Source organism: Streptomyces sp. ISL-11, from assembly GCF_018614525.1.
Classification (GTDB): Bacteria; Actinomycetota; Actinomycetes; order Streptomycetales; family Streptomycetaceae; genus Streptomyces.
On sequence record NZ_JAGGOL010000070.1, the window covers coordinates 95368 to 113078 of the forward strand.

General features: G+C 71.9%; 19 protein-coding genes and 1 pseudogene. 8 read left to right on the forward strand and 12 right to left on the reverse strand.

The features are described from left to right. Positions 1 to 8 precede the first annotated feature (8 nt). Positions 9 to 1304 carry a multidrug effflux MFS transporter gene (locus J7E86_RS15815; RefSeq protein ID WP_215082308.1) on the forward strand — a complete coding sequence of 432 codons (1296 nt, stop codon included), beginning with the start codon at positions 9 to 11 and terminating at the stop codon, positions 1302 to 1304. A gap of 357 nt (positions 1305 to 1661) precedes the next feature. After that, positions 1662 to 2669, forward strand: coding sequence for a small ribosomal subunit Rsm22 family protein (locus tag J7E86_RS15820; protein ID WP_215082309.1), 1008 nt, complete (start codon positions 1662 to 1664; stop codon positions 2667 to 2669). A 321-nt stretch (positions 2670 to 2990) separates the two neighbouring features. Here J7E86_RS15820 and ddaH read toward each other — a convergent pair whose 3' ends face one another. Beyond that, a complete protein-coding gene (gene ddaH / locus J7E86_RS15825; protein WP_374223805.1) occupies positions 2991 to 3902 on the reverse strand; it encodes a dimethylargininase in 912 nt (303 codons plus the stop codon). 115 nt (positions 3903 to 4017) lie between these two features. Further along, positions 4018 to 4200 (reverse strand): DUF6243 family protein, encoded by a 183-nt coding sequence (locus J7E86_RS15830; protein ID WP_215082310.1) that lies wholly within the window; start codon positions 4198 to 4200, stop codon positions 4018 to 4020. A 116-nt stretch (positions 4201 to 4316) separates the two neighbouring features. Here J7E86_RS15830 and J7E86_RS15835 point away from each other — a divergent pair, with 116 nt between their 5' ends. After that, positions 4317 to 4931: a TetR/AcrR family transcriptional regulator gene (locus J7E86_RS15835; RefSeq protein ID WP_215082311.1), complete on the forward strand. Its 615-nt coding sequence runs from the start codon at positions 4317 to 4319 to the stop codon at positions 4929 to 4931. A 117-nt stretch (positions 4932 to 5048) separates the two neighbouring features. Next, the gene (locus J7E86_RS15840) at positions 5049 to 5777 is read left to right on the forward strand and encodes a bifunctional DNA primase/polymerase (RefSeq protein ID WP_215082312.1); all 729 of its coding nucleotides are present in this window, start codon (positions 5049 to 5051) and stop codon (positions 5775 to 5777) included. Between the two features lie 39 nt (positions 5778 to 5816). Here the strand turns inward: J7E86_RS15840 and J7E86_RS15845 are convergent, their stop codons facing one another. The 7 genes and pseudogenes from J7E86_RS15845 to map all read right to left on the reverse strand — a co-directional run bounded on the left by J7E86_RS15845 (position 5817) and on the right by map (position 12265). Further along, entirely contained in the window at positions 5817 to 6776 is a 960-nt protein-coding gene (locus J7E86_RS15845; RefSeq protein WP_251019203.1) for a hypothetical protein, read from the reverse strand. Beyond that, positions 6676 to 7635 (reverse strand): iron uptake transporter permease EfeU, encoded by a 960-nt coding sequence (gene efeU, locus J7E86_RS15850; RefSeq protein ID WP_215082313.1) that lies wholly within the window; start codon positions 7633 to 7635, stop codon positions 6676 to 6678. Before efeU ends, J7E86_RS15845 begins: the two co-directional genes overlap by 101 nt. Positions 7636 to 7666: 31 nt before the next feature. Continuing rightward, on the reverse strand, positions 7667 to 8944 hold the full coding sequence (gene efeB / locus J7E86_RS15855) for an iron uptake transporter deferrochelatase/peroxidase subunit (RefSeq protein ID WP_215082314.1): 1278 nt from the start codon (positions 8942 to 8944) through the stop codon (positions 7667 to 7669). A 13-nt stretch (positions 8945 to 8957) separates the two neighbouring features. Continuing rightward, positions 8958 to 10088 carry an iron uptake system protein EfeO gene (efeO, locus tag J7E86_RS15860; RefSeq protein WP_215082315.1) on the reverse strand — a complete coding sequence of 377 codons (1131 nt, stop codon included), beginning with the start codon at positions 10086 to 10088 and terminating at the stop codon, positions 8958 to 8960. A gap of 165 nt (positions 10089 to 10253) precedes the next feature. Beyond that, positions 10254 to 10481: pseudogene (locus tag J7E86_RS31105) on the reverse strand (hemin ABC transporter ATP-binding protein); the annotation flags it as partial. 105 nt (positions 10482 to 10586) lie between these two features. Beyond that, positions 10587 to 11249, reverse strand: coding sequence for a heme oxygenase (biliverdin-producing) (locus tag J7E86_RS15865; RefSeq protein ID WP_215082316.1), 663 nt, complete (start codon positions 11247 to 11249; stop codon positions 10587 to 10589). A 158-nt stretch (positions 11250 to 11407) separates the two neighbouring features. Then, positions 11408 to 12265: a type I methionyl aminopeptidase gene (gene map, locus J7E86_RS15870; RefSeq protein ID WP_215082317.1), complete on the reverse strand. Its 858-nt coding sequence runs from the start codon at positions 12263 to 12265 to the stop codon at positions 11408 to 11410. 67 nt (positions 12266 to 12332) lie between these two features. Here map and J7E86_RS15875 point away from each other — a divergent pair, with 67 nt between their 5' ends. Then, positions 12333 to 12572, forward strand: coding sequence for a hypothetical protein (locus J7E86_RS15875; protein WP_215082318.1), 240 nt, complete (start codon positions 12333 to 12335; stop codon positions 12570 to 12572). A gap of 176 nt (positions 12573 to 12748) precedes the next feature. Here the strand turns inward: J7E86_RS15875 and J7E86_RS15880 are convergent, their stop codons facing one another. Both J7E86_RS15880 and J7E86_RS15885 read right to left on the reverse strand, forming a co-directional pair. Continuing rightward, a complete protein-coding gene (locus J7E86_RS15880; RefSeq protein ID WP_215082319.1) occupies positions 12749 to 14074 on the reverse strand; it encodes an MFS transporter in 1326 nt (441 codons plus the stop codon). 83 nt (positions 14075 to 14157) lie between these two features. Then, complete coding sequence (locus tag J7E86_RS15885; RefSeq protein ID WP_215082320.1) at positions 14158 to 14796, reverse strand: hypothetical protein; 639 nt, start codon at positions 14794 to 14796, stop codon at positions 14158 to 14160. Positions 14797 to 14922: 126 nt separating this feature from the next. Here J7E86_RS15885 and npdG point away from each other — a divergent pair, with 126 nt between their 5' ends. Beyond that, positions 14923 to 15648 (forward strand): NADPH-dependent F420 reductase, encoded by a 726-nt coding sequence (gene npdG / locus J7E86_RS15890; RefSeq protein WP_215082321.1) that lies wholly within the window; start codon positions 14923 to 14925, stop codon positions 15646 to 15648. Positions 15649 to 15731: 83 nt separating this feature from the next. Next, positions 15732 to 15923 carry a hypothetical protein gene (locus J7E86_RS15895; protein ID WP_215082322.1) on the forward strand — a complete coding sequence of 64 codons (192 nt, stop codon included), beginning with the start codon at positions 15732 to 15734 and terminating at the stop codon, positions 15921 to 15923. A gap of 250 nt (positions 15924 to 16173) precedes the next feature. On the opposite strand, the gene J7E86_RS15900 is transcribed toward J7E86_RS15895, so the two are convergent. Beyond that, positions 16174 to 16980, reverse strand: coding sequence for a site-2 protease family protein (locus J7E86_RS15900; RefSeq protein WP_215082323.1), 807 nt, complete (start codon positions 16978 to 16980; stop codon positions 16174 to 16176). A 130-nt stretch (positions 16981 to 17110) separates the two neighbouring features. Here J7E86_RS15900 and J7E86_RS15905 point away from each other — a divergent pair. Then, positions 17111 to 17711, forward strand: a 601-nt coding sequence (locus J7E86_RS15905) for a BTAD domain-containing putative transcriptional regulator (protein WP_215082324.1), incomplete at its 3' end; no start/stop codon positions are given.

Consider the following 17711-nt stretch of genomic DNA (forward strand, 5'->3'; position numbering starts at 1 on the left):
AGCGACGCATGACGGACCCCGGCAACGGCCCCGGCACGGCCGCGCCTCAGCCAGCCCAGAAGGTCTCCACCGCCCCCCGCATAACCGCCGCCCGGCGCACGAGTCTGCTCGTCACGCTCGTCCTCGGCGGCCTCACCGCGCTGCCGCCGCTGTCCATGGACATGTACCTCCCGGCCCTGCCCGAGGTCACCGACGCCCTGCACAGCCCCGCCGCGACCATCCAGCTCACGCTCACCGCCTGCCTCATGGGCATGGCGCTGGGCCAGCTCGTCGTCGGCCCCATGAGCGACAAGTGGGGGCGCCGCCGGCCCCTCCTCGGCGGCATGGTGATCTACGTCCTCGCCACCGCGGTGTGCGCTTTCGCGCCGACCGCCGGGCTGCTGATCACCTTCCGGCTCGTCCAGGGCCTGGCCGGCGCCGCCGGCATCGTCATCGCCCGGGCCGTCGTCCGCGACCTCTACGACGGCGTCGCCATGGCCCGCTTCTTCTCCACCCTCATGCTCGTCTCCGGCGTCGCCCCCGTCGTCGCGCCCCTCATCGGCGGGCAGGTGATGCGGGTCACCGACTGGCGGGGCGTCTTCGTCGTCCTCACCGTCATCGGCCTCCTCCTCACCGCCCTCGTCTGGCGCCGGCTCCCCGAGACCCTGCCGCCCGAGCAGCGGCAGGACGGTGGCCTCGGCGCGGCCCTGCGCGCGATGGGCTCACTGCTGGCCGACCGGGTCTTCACCGGCTACATGCTCGCCGGCGGCTTCACCTTCGCCGCCCTCTTCGCCTACATCTCCGCCTCGCCCTTCGTCGTCCAGGACCTCTACGGCGCCTCCCCGCAGACCTTCAGCCTGCTCTTCGGGCTCAACTCCATCGGTCTCGTCGCCGTCGGCCAGATCAACGGCAAGGTGCTGATCGGCCGCGTCAGCCTCGACAAGGTGCTCGCGGTGGGCCTCGCGGTGATCACGCTGGCCTCCGTGGCCCTGCTGCTGATGGCCTCCGGCGTCTTCGGGCGGGTCGGGCTGGCGCCGATCGCCGGCGGGCTGTTCGTCCTGATGTCCGCGATGGGCCTGGCGATGCCGAACACGAACGCGCAGGCGTTGATGCGGTCGCGCCGTGCGGCGGGTTCGGCTTCGGCGCTGCTGGGTACGTCCACGTTTCTGCTGGGGGCGCTGGTGTCGCCGCTGGTGGGGATCGCGGGGGAGGGGACGGCGGTGCCGATGGCTGTGGTGCAGGTTGGGTGTGCGGGTTTCGCTGTGGTGTGCTTTGTGTTTCTTTGCCGGCCTTGGCGGGTGGCGCCTGCGGCGGGCGAAGGGTGACCGGGACGGTCGGCCTGGGGTGGTGGTTCGGGTGCGGGGCCGGGGCCTCCGGGGCAGGGGGCCGGGACCGTATATTTACGGGCCCGGAACCCCCAATGCCATGAGTGCCCCCACCTTGGGCCCGCAAATACACGTAAGCGTCCCGGCCCCCTGCCCCTGCGGCCCCGGCCCCTCCCGTCTCATCACCGGCCAACCGTCCGGAGGGGGGAAGGGGGAGGCCCCGACCCCTCCCGTCTCGTCGTCGCCCAACCGTCCGGAGGGGGAGAAGGGGGAGAGGTCCTGGTCCCCCCCCGTCTCGTCGCCGGCCAACCGTCCGGGAAACATGGCATGGCCGGAAATCCGCCTAGACTCCATTCAATGCACGACCCTCACTCCCCCCGCACCGGTGCGGACCTGCGCTCCGTGCTCGCCACGGTGCTCGACGGGCTGCCGCCGCGGCAGGCCGCGCAGGCCGTCGAGAGGCTGATCGCCAACTACCGGGGGCGCACCCCGACCCACACGCCGGTGCTGCGCGACCGTTCCGACGTCGTCGCCTACGCCGCCTACCGGATGCCGGCGACCTTCGAGGCCGTACGGTCCGCGCTGGCTGCGTTCCGCGACCGGCTTCCGGACTGGGCGCCCGCCACGCACGTGGACGTGGGGGGCGGTACGGGCGCCGCGACCTGGGCGGTGGCGGACGTCTGGTCGGAGGACGAGCACCGCACGACGGTCCTGGACTGGGCGGAACCCGCGCTGTCGCTGGGTGCGGAGCTGGCGCGCGGGGCGTCGTCCGAGGCGCTGCGCACGGCCGAGTGGCGGCGCCAGACCATCGGGGACAAGCTCGTCATCCCGGACGCCGACCTCGTGACCATCTCCTACGTGCTCGGTGAGCTCACCGAGGCCGACCGCCGCTCGGTGACCGACGAGGCCGCCCGCGCCGCGCGGGCCGTGCTGGTGATCGAACCGGGCACCCCTGACGGCTACCTCCGCGTCATCGAGGCCCGCGACCGCCTGATCGCCGCCGGTTTCCGCGTCGTCGCGCCGTGCCCGCACAGCGCGGCCTGCCCGATAGAGCCGGGCACGGACTGGTGCCACTTCTCGGCCCGGGTGAGCCGCTCCTCCCTCCACCGGCAGGTGAAGGGAGGCTCCCTGGCGTACGAGGACGAGAAGTTCTCCTACGTGGCGGCGGTACGCGACCTCGACGTCCCGCCCGCGCCCGCCCGCGTCATCCGCAGGCCCCAGATCCGCAAGGGCCAGGTGCTGCTCGACCTGTGCGTCCCGGACGACGCCCTGGTCCGCGAAACGGTGACCAAGGGCCGCCACGGCCCCCTCTACAAGTCCGCCCGCGACACGGACTGGGGAGACCCCTGGCCCCCCGAGGCCTAATCCCTCATCCCTCCTGGTTCCGGGCGACCCATGTCTTTCATCTCGCCCTCCGGTTCCCCCCTCCGGACGGTTGGGTGGCGATGAGACGGGAGGGGTCGGGGCCTCCCCCTTCTCCCCCTCCGGACGGTTGGGTGGCGATGAGACGGGAGGGGTCGGGGCCGCAGGGGCAGGGGGCCGGGACGCTTACGTGTATTTGCGGGCCCAAGGTGGGGGCACTCATGGCATTGGGGGTTCCGGGCCCGTAAATATACGGTCCCGGCCCCCTGCCCCGGAGGCCCCGGCCCCGCACCCCGAACCACCACCCCAGGCCGACCGTCCCGGTCACCCCTCGCCCGCCGCAGGCGCACCCGCACCCGCACGCCAAGGCCGCAACTCCTGCGTACAGCACTTCACACTGCCGCCCCCCTTCAGCAACTCCCCCAGATCCAGCCCCATCGGCTCGTACCCCCGCTCCCGCAACGGCCCGAACAACCCCACCGCCGCCTGCGGCAAGAGCACATGCCGGCCGTCGCACACCGCGTTGAGGCCCAGCGCCGACGCGTCCTCCTCCGTCGCGATCAGCGCGTCGGGGAAGAGGCGTTCCAGCACCGCCCGGCTGCCCGGCGAGAACGCGCCGGGGTAGTACATGACCTCGTCCCCGTCGAGCACGGACAGCGCCGTGTCCAGGTGGTAGTAGCGCGGGTCGATCAGATCGAGCCCGATGACCGGCCGTCCGAAGAACTCCTGGGCCTCGGGGTGCGAGAGCGGACTGCTGCGGAAGCCGCGCCCGGCCAGCAGCCAGGACGCGGTGACGGCGAAGTCGCCCTCGCCCTCGTTGATGTGTTCCGGTTCGAGCACGTCGCGGTATCCGTGCGCGCGGAACCACTCCGCGTGCACCGCCGCCTCCGCCGCCCGTTCGGGGTGGGCGAAGCGGGCGCCGAGCACCCGGCCGTCGACGACCGTGGCGCCGTTGGCGGCGAAGACCATGTCGGGCAGGTCGGGCCGGGGCGTGAGCTCCTCGACGGTGTGGCCGAGGGCGCGGTAGCGGTCGCGCAGGTCCTCCCACTGAGCGAGGGCGAGCGGGAGATCGACCGGTTTGCTGGGGTCCATCCACGGGTTGATCGAGTACGTGACCCGGAAATGCGTCGGCGGGCACATCAGATAGCGCCGCGGGGTGGCCTCGCGCGGCGGGGCGGCGGAGTTCCGCCGGGCCGGGACGAGGTGTGGTGCGGTGGGGCGTGGTGCGGTACGCAAGGAGTGCTCCTCACGGTGGCGTTGGGCACGTACGGGGTTGTCGTACGTGCCCAAATCGTCCTCGCTCCACGGGCTTTGGCGCATGAACCGTACGGGTGGTTTACCCGTGGCACGCTCACGCGCCGGAGGTTCCGCTTCGTCCCTCCCGCAACTTCCGCAGCAGCTCTCGCTTCTGCGCGTTGGCGTCCGTACCGCCCCCTGCGCGTCCTCCGCGCCCGCCGCCGCGGAGGGCGGTGCGGGAGAGGTTGCTGCGGGTGCCGCCGACTCCGAGCATGCCGCCCGCGCTGCCCTTGGTCATGGGGTGCTCCTCCCTGTTGTGCGAGACGTATCGTCTCGCTCCGCTTCTTAGATTGAACGAGACGGTTCGTCTTGTCAAGACGATACGTCTCGCCTTTGTCTCGCTAGGATGCGGCCATGGCCAACACGACGCCCCCGCCCAAGACCCCCGACGCCACCCGCCGCAGCGAGCGTTCCCGCCGCGCGATCCTCGACGCGGCCCTCGAACTCGTCGGTGAGGACGGCTTCTCCAAGCTCACGATCGAGGCCATCGCCGCCCGCGCGGGCGTGGGCAAGCAGACGATCTACCGCTGGTGGCCCTCCAAGGCCGCCGTCCTCTTCGAGGCGTGCGTCCCCGAGGGCGTCGACAGCCCGGCCGAGGTGGAGCTGCCCGACACCGGCGACCTGGAGGCCGACCTCAAGCTCGTCCTGCGGGCCACGGTGGACGAGCTCGTCAGCGAGCGCCTGGACGCCGCCACCCGCGCCCTGACCGCCGAGACCCAGAACGACCCCGAGCTCGGCCGCGCCTTCACCGAGCGGATCCTCGAACCTCAGCTCCAGGCGTACGTGCGCCGGCTGCGGTCCGCGCAGCTCGCCGGGCAGGTGGCCGAGGACATCGACCTCCGCGTCGCCCTCGAACTGCTGGTCGGGCCGCTCTTCCACCGCTGGCTGACCCGCACCCGACCGCTCACCCACGACTACGCGGACACCGTGGTCGAGCTGACGCTGCGGGGGCTCACCCCGCGCCGATGACGCGCCCGCACCCGCGCGAGCGGTCGGTCTCACACCTCCTGGATACGTCCGACGGTCACACCAGGCGCCGGATGGTGGCAGCATTGACCGCAGACCGCGGTCGAAGTGAGGGGATAGATGGAACGCAAGAGCAGGTTCTCCCAGTGGCTGCGCCGTCCCAGGAGCGGAGCGGGCGGCGAGAGGGACGCGGACGCGGCATCGGAGGCCGCCCGCGAGGAACTGCTCCTGGCCGCGGCAGCCGCGGGCTTCCCGCTGGCCCCGGCGGCGCACCCGTCCGGGTACGGCTGTTCCTGTGAGCGCATCGGCTGTCCGACGCCCGGCCGCCACCCCGTCTCGTTCGCCTGGCAGACCCTCGCCACCACGGACGCCGAGAAGGTCACCAAATGGCTGCGCGCCCAGCCGGAGGCCAACTTCGTCACCGCCACCGGCATCGCGCACGACGTCCTGGACGTTCCCGTCGAGGCCGGCCGGCAGGCGCTGGACCGGCTGACGGCCGCCGGCATCGAGGTCGGGCCGATCGCGACGGTCGCGCCCGACCGCATGCTGTTCTTCACCGCCACCCGCGGCACCCCGGACGACGAGGACGAGTGGTGGCCGTGCGAGCTGGACTGCCATCCCGAGACCATGGACGAACACCCGGGCCTGCGCTGGCACTGCCGCGGCAGCTATGTGCTGCTGGCGCCCTCCCGGCTGCCGGACGACGGGCAGGTGGCCTGGCTGCGCGGCCCCGAGCGGCCGCTGCCCGACCCGCTGACCCTCCTGGAGACCCTCACCGACGCCTGCGCGCAGTACGCGGGGCAGCGCCCGGACCACCACGAGTCGGCCGCCTGGCCGATCGGGCGCTGAGCCGGTCCCGTACGGACCGCCGGTCCCGCCGTACGGCCGCTACTCGCCCTGGACCGCCGTCACGCTTTCGATGCGGTTGAGGAAGACGGCCCGCCCGCCCGCGCCCTTCGCCGGGACCCGCACCGCCGACTCCGAGACCCGGGTGTAGGTGACGGACTTCGTCAGCTCGCCGGTGAGCAGCGGCTTCGTCCGCGGGTCGGTGACGGCGGGCCGCAGGCCCTTGGCCATGGTCCGCCGCTCGCGGTGGTGCGCGGTGAAGAAGACCAGCGCGCCGCCGTCCTCGGTGCGCAGCGCCGGGGCGGGGAACGCCGGCGCCTTCTCCGGAGTGTCGATGTACTCCGTCCAGAACGTCGGCGTCCGCCGGAGCCCGTCGCGTTCCGCGCGCAGCTGGGTGGTCCGCGGGCCGGGCGCGAAGACGTCGCCGTCGCCGGTGCGCAGATAGTCGGTGTAGGCGCCGCTCACCGCGTCCGGGGCCGTGGCCAGGCCCGGGTCCTTGCCCTTGGCGGCCGGGACGGCCTCGGCGTAACCGTCCTTGTCGGTGGCGAACTTCGGCACCTTGTCGGTGCTGAGGATCGACAGGTAGGCGGCCTTCCAGGGTTCCTTCGCCCCGCCGCGCAGGAAGACCACGAACCAGCGGTTGCGGTCGCGGTTGCTGCGGGTGTCGGCGAGGAAGAACTTCGGCCAGCCGGCCTGCTGGGGGATGGTGAAGCGCGCGTCGTCCAGGACGAGGGAGGGGTACTTCGGGTTGCCGCCAGGCGTCAGCGCGCTCTGCGTCCGCATGTCGGCGTGGCCTATCTCGGCCAGCGGACCGCTCTCGACCCGGTCGATGACCTTCGGGTCGAGATTGCGGTACGCCTCGTTGTAGCCGTCGTTGAAGTGCTTGAGGACCTCGGCGGCCTCAGCCCTGTCCACCGCCGGAATGATCTCCCGCTCGCCGTGCACCGTCACGCACCCGGTCACCGCCGTCAGCAGCGCCGTCAGCGCCACCGGAGCGGTCATCGGTCGACGGGGCCGGCGTCTCATCGGGCTTCGACTCCTTGGTGGCGGCTCGGTTCGCGGTCACCTTACCCGGGGCGAAGAACACCAGGAGGGTGGGGACCAGATACAGCGCCCACACCGCGACCTGGAGCCAGGTCGGGTCCGGCTGGAAGTTGAACACGCCCTTGAGGAGGGTGCCGTACCAGCTGTCGACCGGGATCTGCGCGCTGATGTCGAACGCCTTCGCGCCCAGCCCCGGCAGGACGTCGGCCTCCTGGAGGTCGTGGAAGCCGTACGCGAGCACGCCCGCCGCCACCACGATCAGCATGGCGCCGGTCCACGTGAAGAACTTCGCCAGGTTGATGCGCAGTGCCCCGCGGTAGAACAGCCAGCCCAGCACCACGGCCGTCAGCAGACCCAGGATCGCCCCGACCAGCGGCCGTACGCCGTCGTCCGTGGCGTCCGCCGCCGCCCAGATGAACAGGGCGGTCTCCAGGCCCTCGCGGCCCACCGCGAGGAAGGCCGTGACCACCAGGGCGGTCGTGCCCATGGCGAGCGCCGCGTCGAGCTTGCCGTGCAGCTCCCGCTTCAGGTGCCGCGCGGTGCGCCGCATCCAGAAGACCATCCACGTCACCAGGCCGACCGCGATGACCGACAGGGAGCCGCCCAGCAGCTCCTGCGCCTGGAAGGTCATGCTCTGCGAGCCGAACTGGAGCAGCGCGCCGAAGCCCATGCTCAGCAGCACGGCCACGCCGATGCCGGTCCACACCGGCGTCAGCGCGTCCTTGCGCCCGGTCTTGACCAGGTAGGCGACCAGGATGCAGACGACCAGGCTGGCCTCCAGCCCCTCGCGCAGGCCGATCAGGTAGTTGCCGAACATCCGGCTTCCCTTTCCGTCGAAGGATCGTCGGTCACGCGAAGAGCGCCTTGCCCCACCAGTCGTCCTTGTCGCGGACGCCCGGCGGGACGGCGAAGACCGCCGAGCCGACGTGCTGGATGTACTCGTTGAGCGCGTCGTTGCGGGCCAGGTTCTTCTGGAGCGGGATGAACCCGTCCCGTACGTCCCGCTGGTAGGCGAGGAAGAACAGCCCCGCGTCCAGCCGGCCCAGGCCGTCCGTGCCGTCCGTGAAGGAATAGCCGCGTCGCAGGATCGTCGCGCCGTTGTTGCTGTCGGGGTGCGCGAGACGCACGTGGGCGTCCGGCTTCATCGCCTTCAGCAGCGGCTCGTCGCGCTCGCGCTGCTTGCCGACCGGTGCGCCTTCGCCCTTGTCCCGGCCGAAGACGTCCTCCTGCTCGGCGAGCGAGGTGCGGTCCCAGGTCTCGATGTGCATCCGGATGCGGCGGGCGACGAGGTAGGAGCCGCCGACCATCCAGGCCGGGCCGTCCTTCTCGCCGACCCACACGTGCTTGCCGAGGGCGGCGTCGTCGGTGCCGGAGACGTTCCGGGTGCCGTCCTTGAAGCCCATCATGTTGCGCGGCGTCTGGGCGTCCGGCGTCGTCGAGGAGGTCTTGCCGAAGCCGAGCTGCGACCAGCGGATCGCGACCTTGCCCATGCCGATGCGGGCGAGGTTGCGGATCGCGTGGACCGCGACCTGCGGGTCGTCCGCGCACGCCTGGACGCACAGGTCGCCGCCGCTGCGCGCGGCGTCGAGGTTGTCACCGGGGAAGGCGGGCAGGTCGACCAGGGCCTTCGGCCGCCGGGAAGCCATCCCGAAGCGGTCCTTGCCGTCCTTCTCGAACAGGCCGGGGCCGATGCCGAAGGTCAGCGTCAGCCGGGACGGCTTGAGGCCGAGCGCCTCACCGGTGTCGTCCGGCGGCGCCTGGTCGTTGTCGCCTATGGCGCCGGTGCCGACCTCGTGGCCGGCCGTCATCCGCGCGGCCGCGGCCGTCCACTCCTTGAGCAGCGCGACCAGCGCGGCCCGGTCGGTGGTGGTCACGTCGAACGCGGCGAAGTGCAGCCGGTCCTGCACGGCCGTGTGGATGCCGGCCTGGTGGGCGCCGTGGAACGGCACCGCGTCGCCGGCCGAGGCGGCCGGTGCGGCGTCGTCCCCGATGCGCAGGGCGGCGGCGGTGCCACCGGCGGCGGCCGCGCCGAGCGCGAGCCCGGCACCGCCCCAGCCGAGGACGGACCGGCGCGAGGGCGCGGCCGCGGTCGTCGTGGTGTCGTCGGTCGTGGAGTTCTCGGTCATGGCTGTTCCCCGGTTACTTCGCGACGGCGGCGGCGAGCTTGGACAGCGGCTCGGCGAGGGCGTTCACGCCGTCCGACAGGTTCTTCCGGTCGTCCTTGCCGACGGTGTCGTATGCCTTGAAGGTGTCGCCGTCGCGGTGGCCGTCGAGCAGCTTCTTCAGGTCCGCGAACTGCTTGTCCAGCTCCTTGACCAGGCCCGCGTCGTTCTTGGCCGCGACCGGCTTCAGCAGCGCGTAGGACTTCTCGGCACCCTCGACGTTGGCCTGGAAGTCGACGAGGTCGGTGTGGCTGTAGCGCTCCTCCTCGCCGGTCACCTTGCCGGTGGCCACCTCGTCGAGCAGCTCCTTGGCGCCGTTGGCCATGCTGGTCGGGGTGATCTCGGCGGTGCCGACGCGCTTCTGCCAGTCCTTGAGGTCGGTGATCAGCTGGTCGGCCAGCTTCTTGTCGTCATCGGTGACGGTCTTGGCGTCCCACAGGGCCTTCTCCAGCTTGTGCCAGCCGGTCCACTTCTGGTCCTTCTCCAGGCCGTCCTCGCGGACGTCGACCTTCGGGTCGATGTCACCGAAGGACTCGGCGACCGGCTCGGTGCGCTCCCAGCCGACGCGGGAGGGGGCGTAGAGCTTCTTCGCCTCGTCCAGGTCGCCCTTCTTGACCGCCTCGGCGAACTTCTCGGCCAGCGGCAGCGTCTCGTCGGCCTGCGCCTGCACGTACTTGCGGTACTCCGCGACGGCCTTCTCCAGCGCGGGATCGGCCTTCTTCGCCGCGCCGTCACCGGTCGCGGTGACCTTCTGCCGGATGCCGTCGCCCTTCATTCCGGGCTTGCAGGCGATTTCGTACGAACCGGCCTTGATCTGTGCGCTGATCTCCGCCTTGGTGCCCGGGCCGATGTTCTCGCGCTCGGTGATGATGCGCTCGTCCGGGGTGTAGACGTACACCTCGGTGACCTTCGAGCCCTTGTTCTGGACATTGATCTTGACGTGTCCGGCGGGAAAGGAAGTCCTGGAAACTTCGCACTTGTCGTCGGAGGCGGTGACCTGGATCGTGTCCGAGTCCTTTCCGTCCGACTTGTCGGCGCAACCGGATATGGCGGTCAGTGCCGTGACCGCGGCGGCGGCGGTGACGACAGAGGAGCGGAGAACGCGCATGGGAGCTCCAGGCTTGCTCGAACAGGCGGGGACGGAACAGGCGGACCGCATCGGACATGCGGCAGACGCGCCACGGACGTGGCTGAAAGGCATGGCCGAATAAGGCCGACCTAACTTATCTGAGGCTTGCCTATGTCGTTCCCGGAATGACGCGTGATTCTGCTCTCACGAGGCAAAATCTCGCCCCTCCCGTCTCGGGACCACCAAGGGTTCACCGGTGCGCGGATGATCAATTACTTCCACTGGCTGGGAATAGACCTGACTGAGGAGTTCCGCGTCGAACGCGTCGCCCGCCGCCGCGCGCTCGCGGCAGACCCGCAGCACGAGCTCCTGATGGCGCAGGTCCAGCGCGGCGGTCGGCTCGTCGAGCAGCGGCAGACAGCTCCGCCGACTGCGGCAGGACGGCCCGGCGCAGGGCGAGTTCGCCCGGCCGTACGACGGAGGAGGGGGGTTCCGGTGGCCCGGAACCCCCCTCCTCCCTTCCGACCGGTGCGGAGGTCAGGCGCTGAGCGGGAACTCCCGTCCCAGCTCCTGGAAGACCGCCGTGTTCAGCGCGAACGCGCGCTTGCACTCGTCGACGACGCGCTGCTTCTCCAGGTCGTCGACCGGCAACGCGTCCAGCAGCTCGCGGTACTCGCGCTTGAAGGCCGCGGGGTTGCCGATGGACTCGAAGACGTAGAAGCGGACACCGTCGCCCTTGCGGGCGAAGCCCCAGGTCTTCTCGGCGGTGCCGCGGATGATCTGGCCGCCCGAGAGGTCGCCCAGATAGCGGGTGTAGTGGTGGGCGACATAGCCTGCGGGCCACTCGCGGGCGCACTCCCCGACGCGGGCCGCGTACGCCGCCGTCGCGGGCAGCGGCCGCAGGCCCGTACGCCACCCGGGTCCGCCCAGGTGGGCCAGGTCGCGCTCCAGTTCGGCGGTACGGGCCAGCTCGGGGCGTATGAACGGGCCCGCGACGGGGTCGGCCGAGAGGGCCGCCGAGGCGTCCTCCAGGGCGCGGTAGACGAACCAGAGCTGCTCGGTGTAGCGGCGGTAGGCGTCGACCCCGAGGCGGCCGCCGAGCATGTCGCCCATGAACGACGAGTTCTCGGCTTCCGTGTGCTGCTCGTGCGAGGCGGTGCGGATCAGCGTGGAGAACGGCGTGGTGGCGGGCGCGTCCAAGAGGGACCTCCGGAGGCCGGGTACGGGAGCGGGCGGGGACGGGTCACGGCACACGAAAGGCCGCCGCGTCGCCACCGCCGATTCTCTCTAGTTAGGCTTGCCTAAGTCAATTGGTTCCCGACGTGCTGTCGGCAAAAACCTTACCGCCCCCGGCCGCCTCACGGCAGGGTGAGGATCTCCGCACCCGTGTCCGTCACCACGAGCGTGTGCTCGAACTGTGCCGTCCGCTTCCGGTCCTTCGTGACGACCGTCCAGCCGTCCTCCCACATGTCGTACTCGTGCGTGCCCAGCGTCAGCATCGGCTCGATCGTGAACGTCATGCCGGGCTGGATCAGGGTGTCGTGATGCGGGCTGTCGTAGTGCGGGACGATCAGGCCGGAGTGGAAGGAGGAGTTGATGCCGTGACCGGTGAAGTCGCGGACGACGCCGTAGCCGAAGCGCTTGGCGTACGACTCGATGACGCGGCCGATGATGTTGATGCGGCGGCCGGGACGGACCGCCTTGATCGCCCGGTTCAGGGCCTCCCGCGTGCGCTCCACCAGCAGGCGGGACTCCTCGTCCACGTCCCCGCACAGGTAGGTGGCGTTGTTGTCGCCGTGCACGCCGCCGATGTAGGCGGTCACGTCGAGGTTCACGATGTCGCCGTCGCGCAGCACGGTGGAGTCCGGGATGCCGTGGCAGATCACTTCGTTCACCGACGCGCACAGCGACTTCGGGAAGCCGCGGTAGCCCAGCGTCGAGGGGTAGGCGCCGTGGTCGCACATGTACGCGTGCGCGACGCGGTCCAGCTCGTCCGTCGTCACCCCCGGCGCGATCAGCTTGGCCGCCTCCTCCATCGCCCGCGCGGCGATGCCGCCCGCGACGCGCATCCGCTCGATGGTCTCGGCGTCCTGGGTCTCGGGACCGTCGTAAGGGGTGGGAGCGTCCTTGCCGACGTACTCGGGGCGAGTGATCGAGGCGGGGACCGGGCGGGCGGGGGAGAGCGTCCCCGGAGTGAGAAGCGACTGGCCAGACATGTCAGCGAGTGTATCCAGGGCACATCGGGGAGCATGTGGGCGAGCACCCCACGCTGGAGGAGACCTGATGGCACTGTTCAAGCGGCGCCCGGCCGGCAAGTCCGGCGAGTGGTACTACTGCCTCAAGCACGGCACGGTCGAGGAGGGCCCCGAGTGCCGCGCCGCCGACCGCTTCGGCCCGTACGAGACGCGCGAGGAGGCGGCGCACGCGATGGAGACGGCGCGCGAACGGGAATCGGAATGGCGGGAGGATCCCCGCTGGAACGACAACGGGGGCAGTCAGGAGGGGCAGGGGCCGCAGGGCTGAGGGGGCGGCTTCCCCGGCTACCGCCGGGGTGTCCTCGATCGCCGGACGGGCTTGATCGTGCCGGGCTGCCCCTTCACCTGCCGGGCAACCGATTCAGCCCGTCCGGCGTTTGAGGACCGGGGTCTGGGGCGGAGCCCCAGGACGCCGGTCCCGCGCGGGGCTCCGCGCCCGCACCCTCACGCCGCCTCCGTCACCTCCGCCTGGCGGTTCCGCATCCGCACCGCGTGCTCGTCCGTCCGCTGGTCGTACCCCATCAGCTTCGGCAGCGCGCACGCCAGCAGACCCACCGACGCCACGCAGGCCACGCCGCCCGCCCACACCGAGGTGCGGACGTTCGTCAGGGACGCCATGCCGCCCGCCCGGACCTGGCCGATCTGCGGGCCCACCGAGTACGACAGCATCTCTATCCCCGCGAGGCGGCCGCGCAGCTCGTCCGGGATCGTCTGGTCCCAGATGGCCGAGCGGAACAGACCGCTCACCATGTCGCAGCCGCCGGCCACGGCGAGGAACAGCAGCACCAGCCAGACGTTGTGCATCCAGCCCGCCACGGCCATCGCCGCGCCCCAGCCCGCCGCCGCGTAGACGACCATGCGGCCGTGCCGGTGCACGCGCGAGGCCCAGCCGCTGGTCAGGCTCACGATCAGCGAGCCGACCGCACCGGCCGCGTACATCAGGCCCAGCGCCCAGGGCGCGCCCAGGTCGTCGGCGAGGAAGGGGAAGATCGCGGTCGGGAACGCGAAGAGCATCGCCGCCATGTCGATCGTGTACGTGCCGAGCAGCTCCTTGCGGCTCCACGCGTAGCGCGCGCCCTCCGTGATGCCGCGCAGCGACGGCTTCTTCGCCTCGTGCGGGGCCGGGGAGGCGGCGAGCCCGAGCAGCAGGACGCCGGAGACCACGTACGAGACGATGTCGAGCGCGTACGCCCACTGGAGCCCCGCGAAGGCGATGATCAGGCCCGCCAGGGACGGGCCGGCGATCGCGCCGGCCTGCCAGCGGATCGAGTTCAGGGCGATGGCCGCCGGGAGCTGTTCGTGCGCGACCACGCGCGGCACGATCGCCTGCATCGCCGGGCGCTGGAGGCCGGCCAGTGCGCTGGTCAGCGCCGCGACCAGGTACAGCGGCCAGATCATCGGCTCCGGCAGCACGGAGTTGAGCAGCAGGATCACGGACAGCACGCCGAGGCCGGCCTCGGTCCACAGGATCAGCTTGCGGCGGTCTACCGCGTCGGCGAGCGCGCCGCCGTAGAGGCCGAAGACGATCAGCGGTACGAGCTCGACGGCGCCGACGGCGCCGACCGCGAGCGCCGAGCCGGTCAGCTCCTTGAGCTGGAGCGGCACCGCGATGAAGGTCAGGAACGTGCCGAAGACCGTCACCAGCCCCGCCAGCCACATCCGGCGGAAGTCGGGGGAGGAACGCCAGGGCGCGAGGTCGGGCAGCAGCGCACGCAGGCGGCCGGAAGGAGGAGTGGTGGAAACAGGGGAAGGCGGGTCGTGATCGGTCACGGAAGACCATCGTCCATATATGGATGATCGTGAGCAAACGATTTTTCGATCACCCGCGGTCGCACCGGGCCGCCCGGCCCCCGCTACCAGCGCGGCGGAGGGGGCGCGGTCAGCTGGTCCGCGAGCCGTGCGAGCCGGTCGCGGAAGCGGCGGCGGCCGTGTGCGACGGGCAGGCTGTTCTCCCCGGCGGCGGCGCTGACCAGGTGCTGGACGGTGTCGAGGTCGAGATCCGTCGACGTCGAGGCGCACGGACCGGGCGCCGCCGGCGCGGCCAGCGTCTCGTGCGCCAGCGCCGCCAGCTCCGCGCCGGCGTCCTCGGGGGCGCCGTCCAGGGCCAGGACCGTCGCACCGCCGCGCCGGGCGTCGTGCACCCGCTCCAGCAGGCCCTCGCCGGGGCTCTCCGCCGCCACCACCAGCAGCGTCTCCCCGCGCCGCACGGCCTCCAGCCGGCCGAGCCCCACCGACAGATGCGCCGGAACGCCCGGCGGCACCCGGTGGCGCACGAGCGTGGGCGACAGCTCCGGCAGCCCGGACCAGGCGGCCTCGTCGTCCAGGTGCGCGGCCAGGTGCCACGGTTCGTAGCCGGTGCTGCCGATCAGCAGCAGCCCGCCGTGGTGGCGCGTGACCGAGGTCCGCAGTGTGCCCGCGAAGCGGCGGGTGGACCGCAACCACTCGGTCCCGGCGAGCACTTCGCGCAGCAGCGCGACCCGTACGGCGTCCATGGCCCCGCATCCTGCCCCGGGCGGCGGCCTCGAGAAGGGGCTTCCGCGCCCCCTCACCCGTACGGGCGCCCGGCAGGTGCCGTGGCCGCCGAGGGCGGTCCGAAAGGGCGTGACAGTATCGCTGTCATGACTACTTCTGTTGACGTGAAGGACGGCGCGGGGGACGCGAAGAAGGCCCCCGCGAAGGACCCTTGGGACCTTCCGGACGTGTCCGGTCTCGTGGTCGGTGTCCTCGGCGGCACCGGTGACCAGGGCCGCGGCCTCGCCTACCGGTTCGCCAAGGCCGGCCAGCGGGTGATCATCGGCTCGCGCGCCGCCGAGCGGGCGCACACCGCCGCCGAGGAGCTGGGCCTGGGCATCGAGGGCGCCGACAACGCCGAGTGCGCGCGGCGCAGCGACGTCGTGATCGTCGCCGTGCCGTGGGACGGCCACGCCAAGACCCTCGAAGCGCTGCGCGAGGAGCTGACGGGGAAGCTCGTGGTCGACTGCGTCAATCCGCTCGGCTTCGACAAGAAGGGCGCCTACGCGCTCAAGCCGGAGGAGGGCAGCGCCGCCGAGCAGGCCGCCGCCCTGCTGCCCGGCTCGCGGGTCACCGCGGCCTTCCACCACCTGTCCGCCGTGCTGCTCTCCGACCCGGAGATCGCCGAGATCGACACCGATGTGATGGTGCTCGGCGAGGCCCGCGCCGACACGGACGTCGTGCAGGCGCTGGCGGGCCGGATCCCCGGCATGCGCGGCGTCTTCGCCGGCCGGCTGCGCAACGCCCACCAGGTGGAGTCGCTGGTCGCCAACCTGATCTCCGTCAACCGCCGCTACAAGGCCCACGCGGGCCTGCGCGTCACCGACGTCTGACCGGCTTCCCGCCGGGGCCGGGGCGTGGGGGACAATGGCCGGGATCGTACGCACATGTGCCCTCGGACAGGAGACCGCCTCCCATGCCCCGCCTCGCTCTCTACGCCATCGCCGTCTGCGTCCTGGCGGCCGTGGCGGCCGTCGTCTCCTTCGCTCAGGGCAGCTGGCTCGGCATCGTCTGGATCCTGCTCCTCGGCGTCTCGTCCAACATCGCCTGGTACTACGTGCGCAAGGCGAAGAACGACCGCGCGGCGAAGGAGAGCGGCCAGGGCTGAGCTCAGCCACAATCAAGCCTGTCCGGCGGATCATGTGAGTGGGCACTGCGGGCCGTGTCGTGCGCACCACCGCTGCGCGGCGGTGTCCTCAAGCGCCGGACGGGCTTGATTGCGGCTGAGCTCAGCCACAATCCAGCCCGTTGGGGGCACCTCCCAGCGGTAGCTGGGGGAGATTGAGGACGCGCCCGCAGGGCGCCCGCCGCCGCAGGCGGCAAAGACGGCCCGCAGCCGAAGGTCCGCCGGACACGGCCTAGTCGACGACGATTCCGCTGAGCGGCGGGATGTCCGGGACACCCTCCCAGAAGCGGAACAGCTGCTGACCCCAGTAGGTGTCCCACAGCTTCACGCCCAGGGCGTCCAGCACCGCGTCGATCATGTCGAAGAACGCGTCGCCCACGCCGGGGATCTGCAGGACGCCGAAGATGACGAGTATCCCGAACGGGGCCAGGGGATCCAGCTGCCGCCGCACCTTGTACGACAGCCACGGCTCGACCACGCCGTAACCGTCGAGGCCCGGGACCGGCAGGGAGTTCAGGATCGCCGCGGTCACCTGGAGCTGCGCCATGAAGGCGAGCGCGTAGCGGAAGTGGTCCGGCACGCCGTCCATCGCGCCCAGCCAGAACGGCGCGGTGACCACCAGCGCGAACAACACGTTCGTCAGCGGGCCGGCCGCCGAGATCAGGCTGTGGCGCCAGCGGCCCCGGATGCGGTGCCGCTCGATGAAGACCGCGCCGCCCGGCAGGCCGATCCCGCCCATGATCACGAAGACCAGCGGCAGCACGATGCTGAGCAGGGCGTGGGTGTACTTCAGCGGGTCGAGCGTCAGATAACCGCGCGCCCCGACCGAGATGTCACCGCCGTGCAGGGCGGTGCGGGCGTGCGCGTACTCGTGGAGGCAGAGCGAGACCACCCAGCCCGACACGACGAAGAGGAAGACGGCGAGCCCCGGGTTCGCCGAGAAGTCCGTCCACACCGCCCATATGGAGACCGCCATGATGGCGACGAGGGCGAGGAAGACGGGGCTCACCCGCCGTTCGCCGCGGGTCGCTGTAGCCATACGCGTGTGCTCCTGAGGGGTGTGGGGGGTACTCGCCGGGCGGGCCCGGCGCGGGGATGTACCGGGCGACGGTACTGGCCGCACCCGGGCTCGGCGCAACCGGTACCGCGACCGGGGTGAGAATGGGTCCGTGCGCTACGGCATCCTCGGTACCACCCAGGCCCATTCCGACGACGGTCGCCCCGCCGCCCTTGGCGGCGCGAGGCTGCGCGCTCTCCTCGCGGCTCTCGCCCTGCACCCCGGGCGGGCCCGTACCCCCGACGCGCTGATCGACGCGGTCTGGGACGCCGAACCGCCCGCCGACGCGGCGGGCGCCCTCCAGGCACTCGTCGGGCGGCTGCGGCGCGCGCTCGGTCCCGACGCGGTGGAGTCCGTCGCCGGGGGGTACCGGTTGCGCGCGGTGCCCGACGACGTCGACCTGCACCGCTTCCAGCGGCTCGCCGACGAGGGCGCGGCGGCCCTCGCCGAAGGCGACCCGTCGAAGGCCGGGGACCTCCTCGACGACGCGCTGGCCCTGTGGCGCGGCCCGGTCCTGGCCGACCTCCCCGGCCGCCCGGCGCTGGCACCCCGCTACGACGCCCGGCGCCTGGACGCCCGCCGCACGCGCCTGGCCGCCGCGGTCGCCGTGGGCCGGGCGGGCGAGACCCTCGGCGAGCTGGCCGAACTCTGCGACGAGCATCCGCTGGACGAGCCCCTCCACGCCCTCCGCCTGCGCGCCCTGCGCGCGGCGG

Coding starts and splice junctions, on each gene's coding strand:
- J7E86_RS15815 (WP_215082308.1), top strand. CDS start 9: ATGACGGACCCCGGCAACGGCCCCGGCACGGCCGCGCCTCAGCCAGCC.
- J7E86_RS15820 (WP_215082309.1), top strand. CDS start 1,662: ATGCACGACCCTCACTCCCCCCGCACCGGTGCGGACCTGCGCTCCGTG.
- J7E86_RS15830 (WP_215082310.1), bottom strand. CDS start 4,200: ATGACCAAGGGCAGCGCGGGCGGCATGCTCGGAGTCGGCGGCACCCGC.
- J7E86_RS15835 (WP_215082311.1), top strand. CDS start 4,317: ATGGCCAACACGACGCCCCCGCCCAAGACCCCCGACGCCACCCGCCGC.
- J7E86_RS15840 (WP_215082312.1), top strand. CDS start 5,049: ATGGAACGCAAGAGCAGGTTCTCCCAGTGGCTGCGCCGTCCCAGGAGC.
- J7E86_RS15845 (WP_251019203.1), bottom strand. CDS start 6,776: ATGACCGCTCCGGTGGCGCTGACGGCGCTGCTGACGGCGGTGACCGGG.
- efeU (WP_215082313.1), bottom strand. CDS start 7,635: ATGTTCGGCAACTACCTGATCGGCCTGCGCGAGGGGCTGGAGGCCAGC.
- efeB (WP_215082314.1), bottom strand. CDS start 8,944: ATGACCGAGAACTCCACGACCGACGACACCACGACGACCGCGGCCGCG.
- efeO (WP_215082315.1), bottom strand. CDS start 10,088: ATGCGCGTTCTCCGCTCCTCTGTCGTCACCGCCGCCGCCGCGGTCACG.
- map (WP_215082317.1), bottom strand. CDS start 12,265: ATGTCTGGCCAGTCGCTTCTCACTCCGGGGACGCTCTCCCCCGCCCGC.
- J7E86_RS15875 (WP_215082318.1), top strand. CDS start 12,333: ATGGCACTGTTCAAGCGGCGCCCGGCCGGCAAGTCCGGCGAGTGGTAC.
- J7E86_RS15885 (WP_215082320.1), bottom strand. CDS start 14,796: ATGGACGCCGTACGGGTCGCGCTGCTGCGCGAAGTGCTCGCCGGGACC.
- npdG (WP_215082321.1), top strand. CDS start 14,923: ATGACTACTTCTGTTGACGTGAAGGACGGCGCGGGGGACGCGAAGAAG.
- J7E86_RS15895 (WP_215082322.1), top strand. CDS start 15,732: ATGCCCCGCCTCGCTCTCTACGCCATCGCCGTCTGCGTCCTGGCGGCC.
- J7E86_RS15900 (WP_215082323.1), bottom strand. CDS start 16,980: ATGGCTACAGCGACCCGCGGCGAACGGCGGGTGAGCCCCGTCTTCCTC.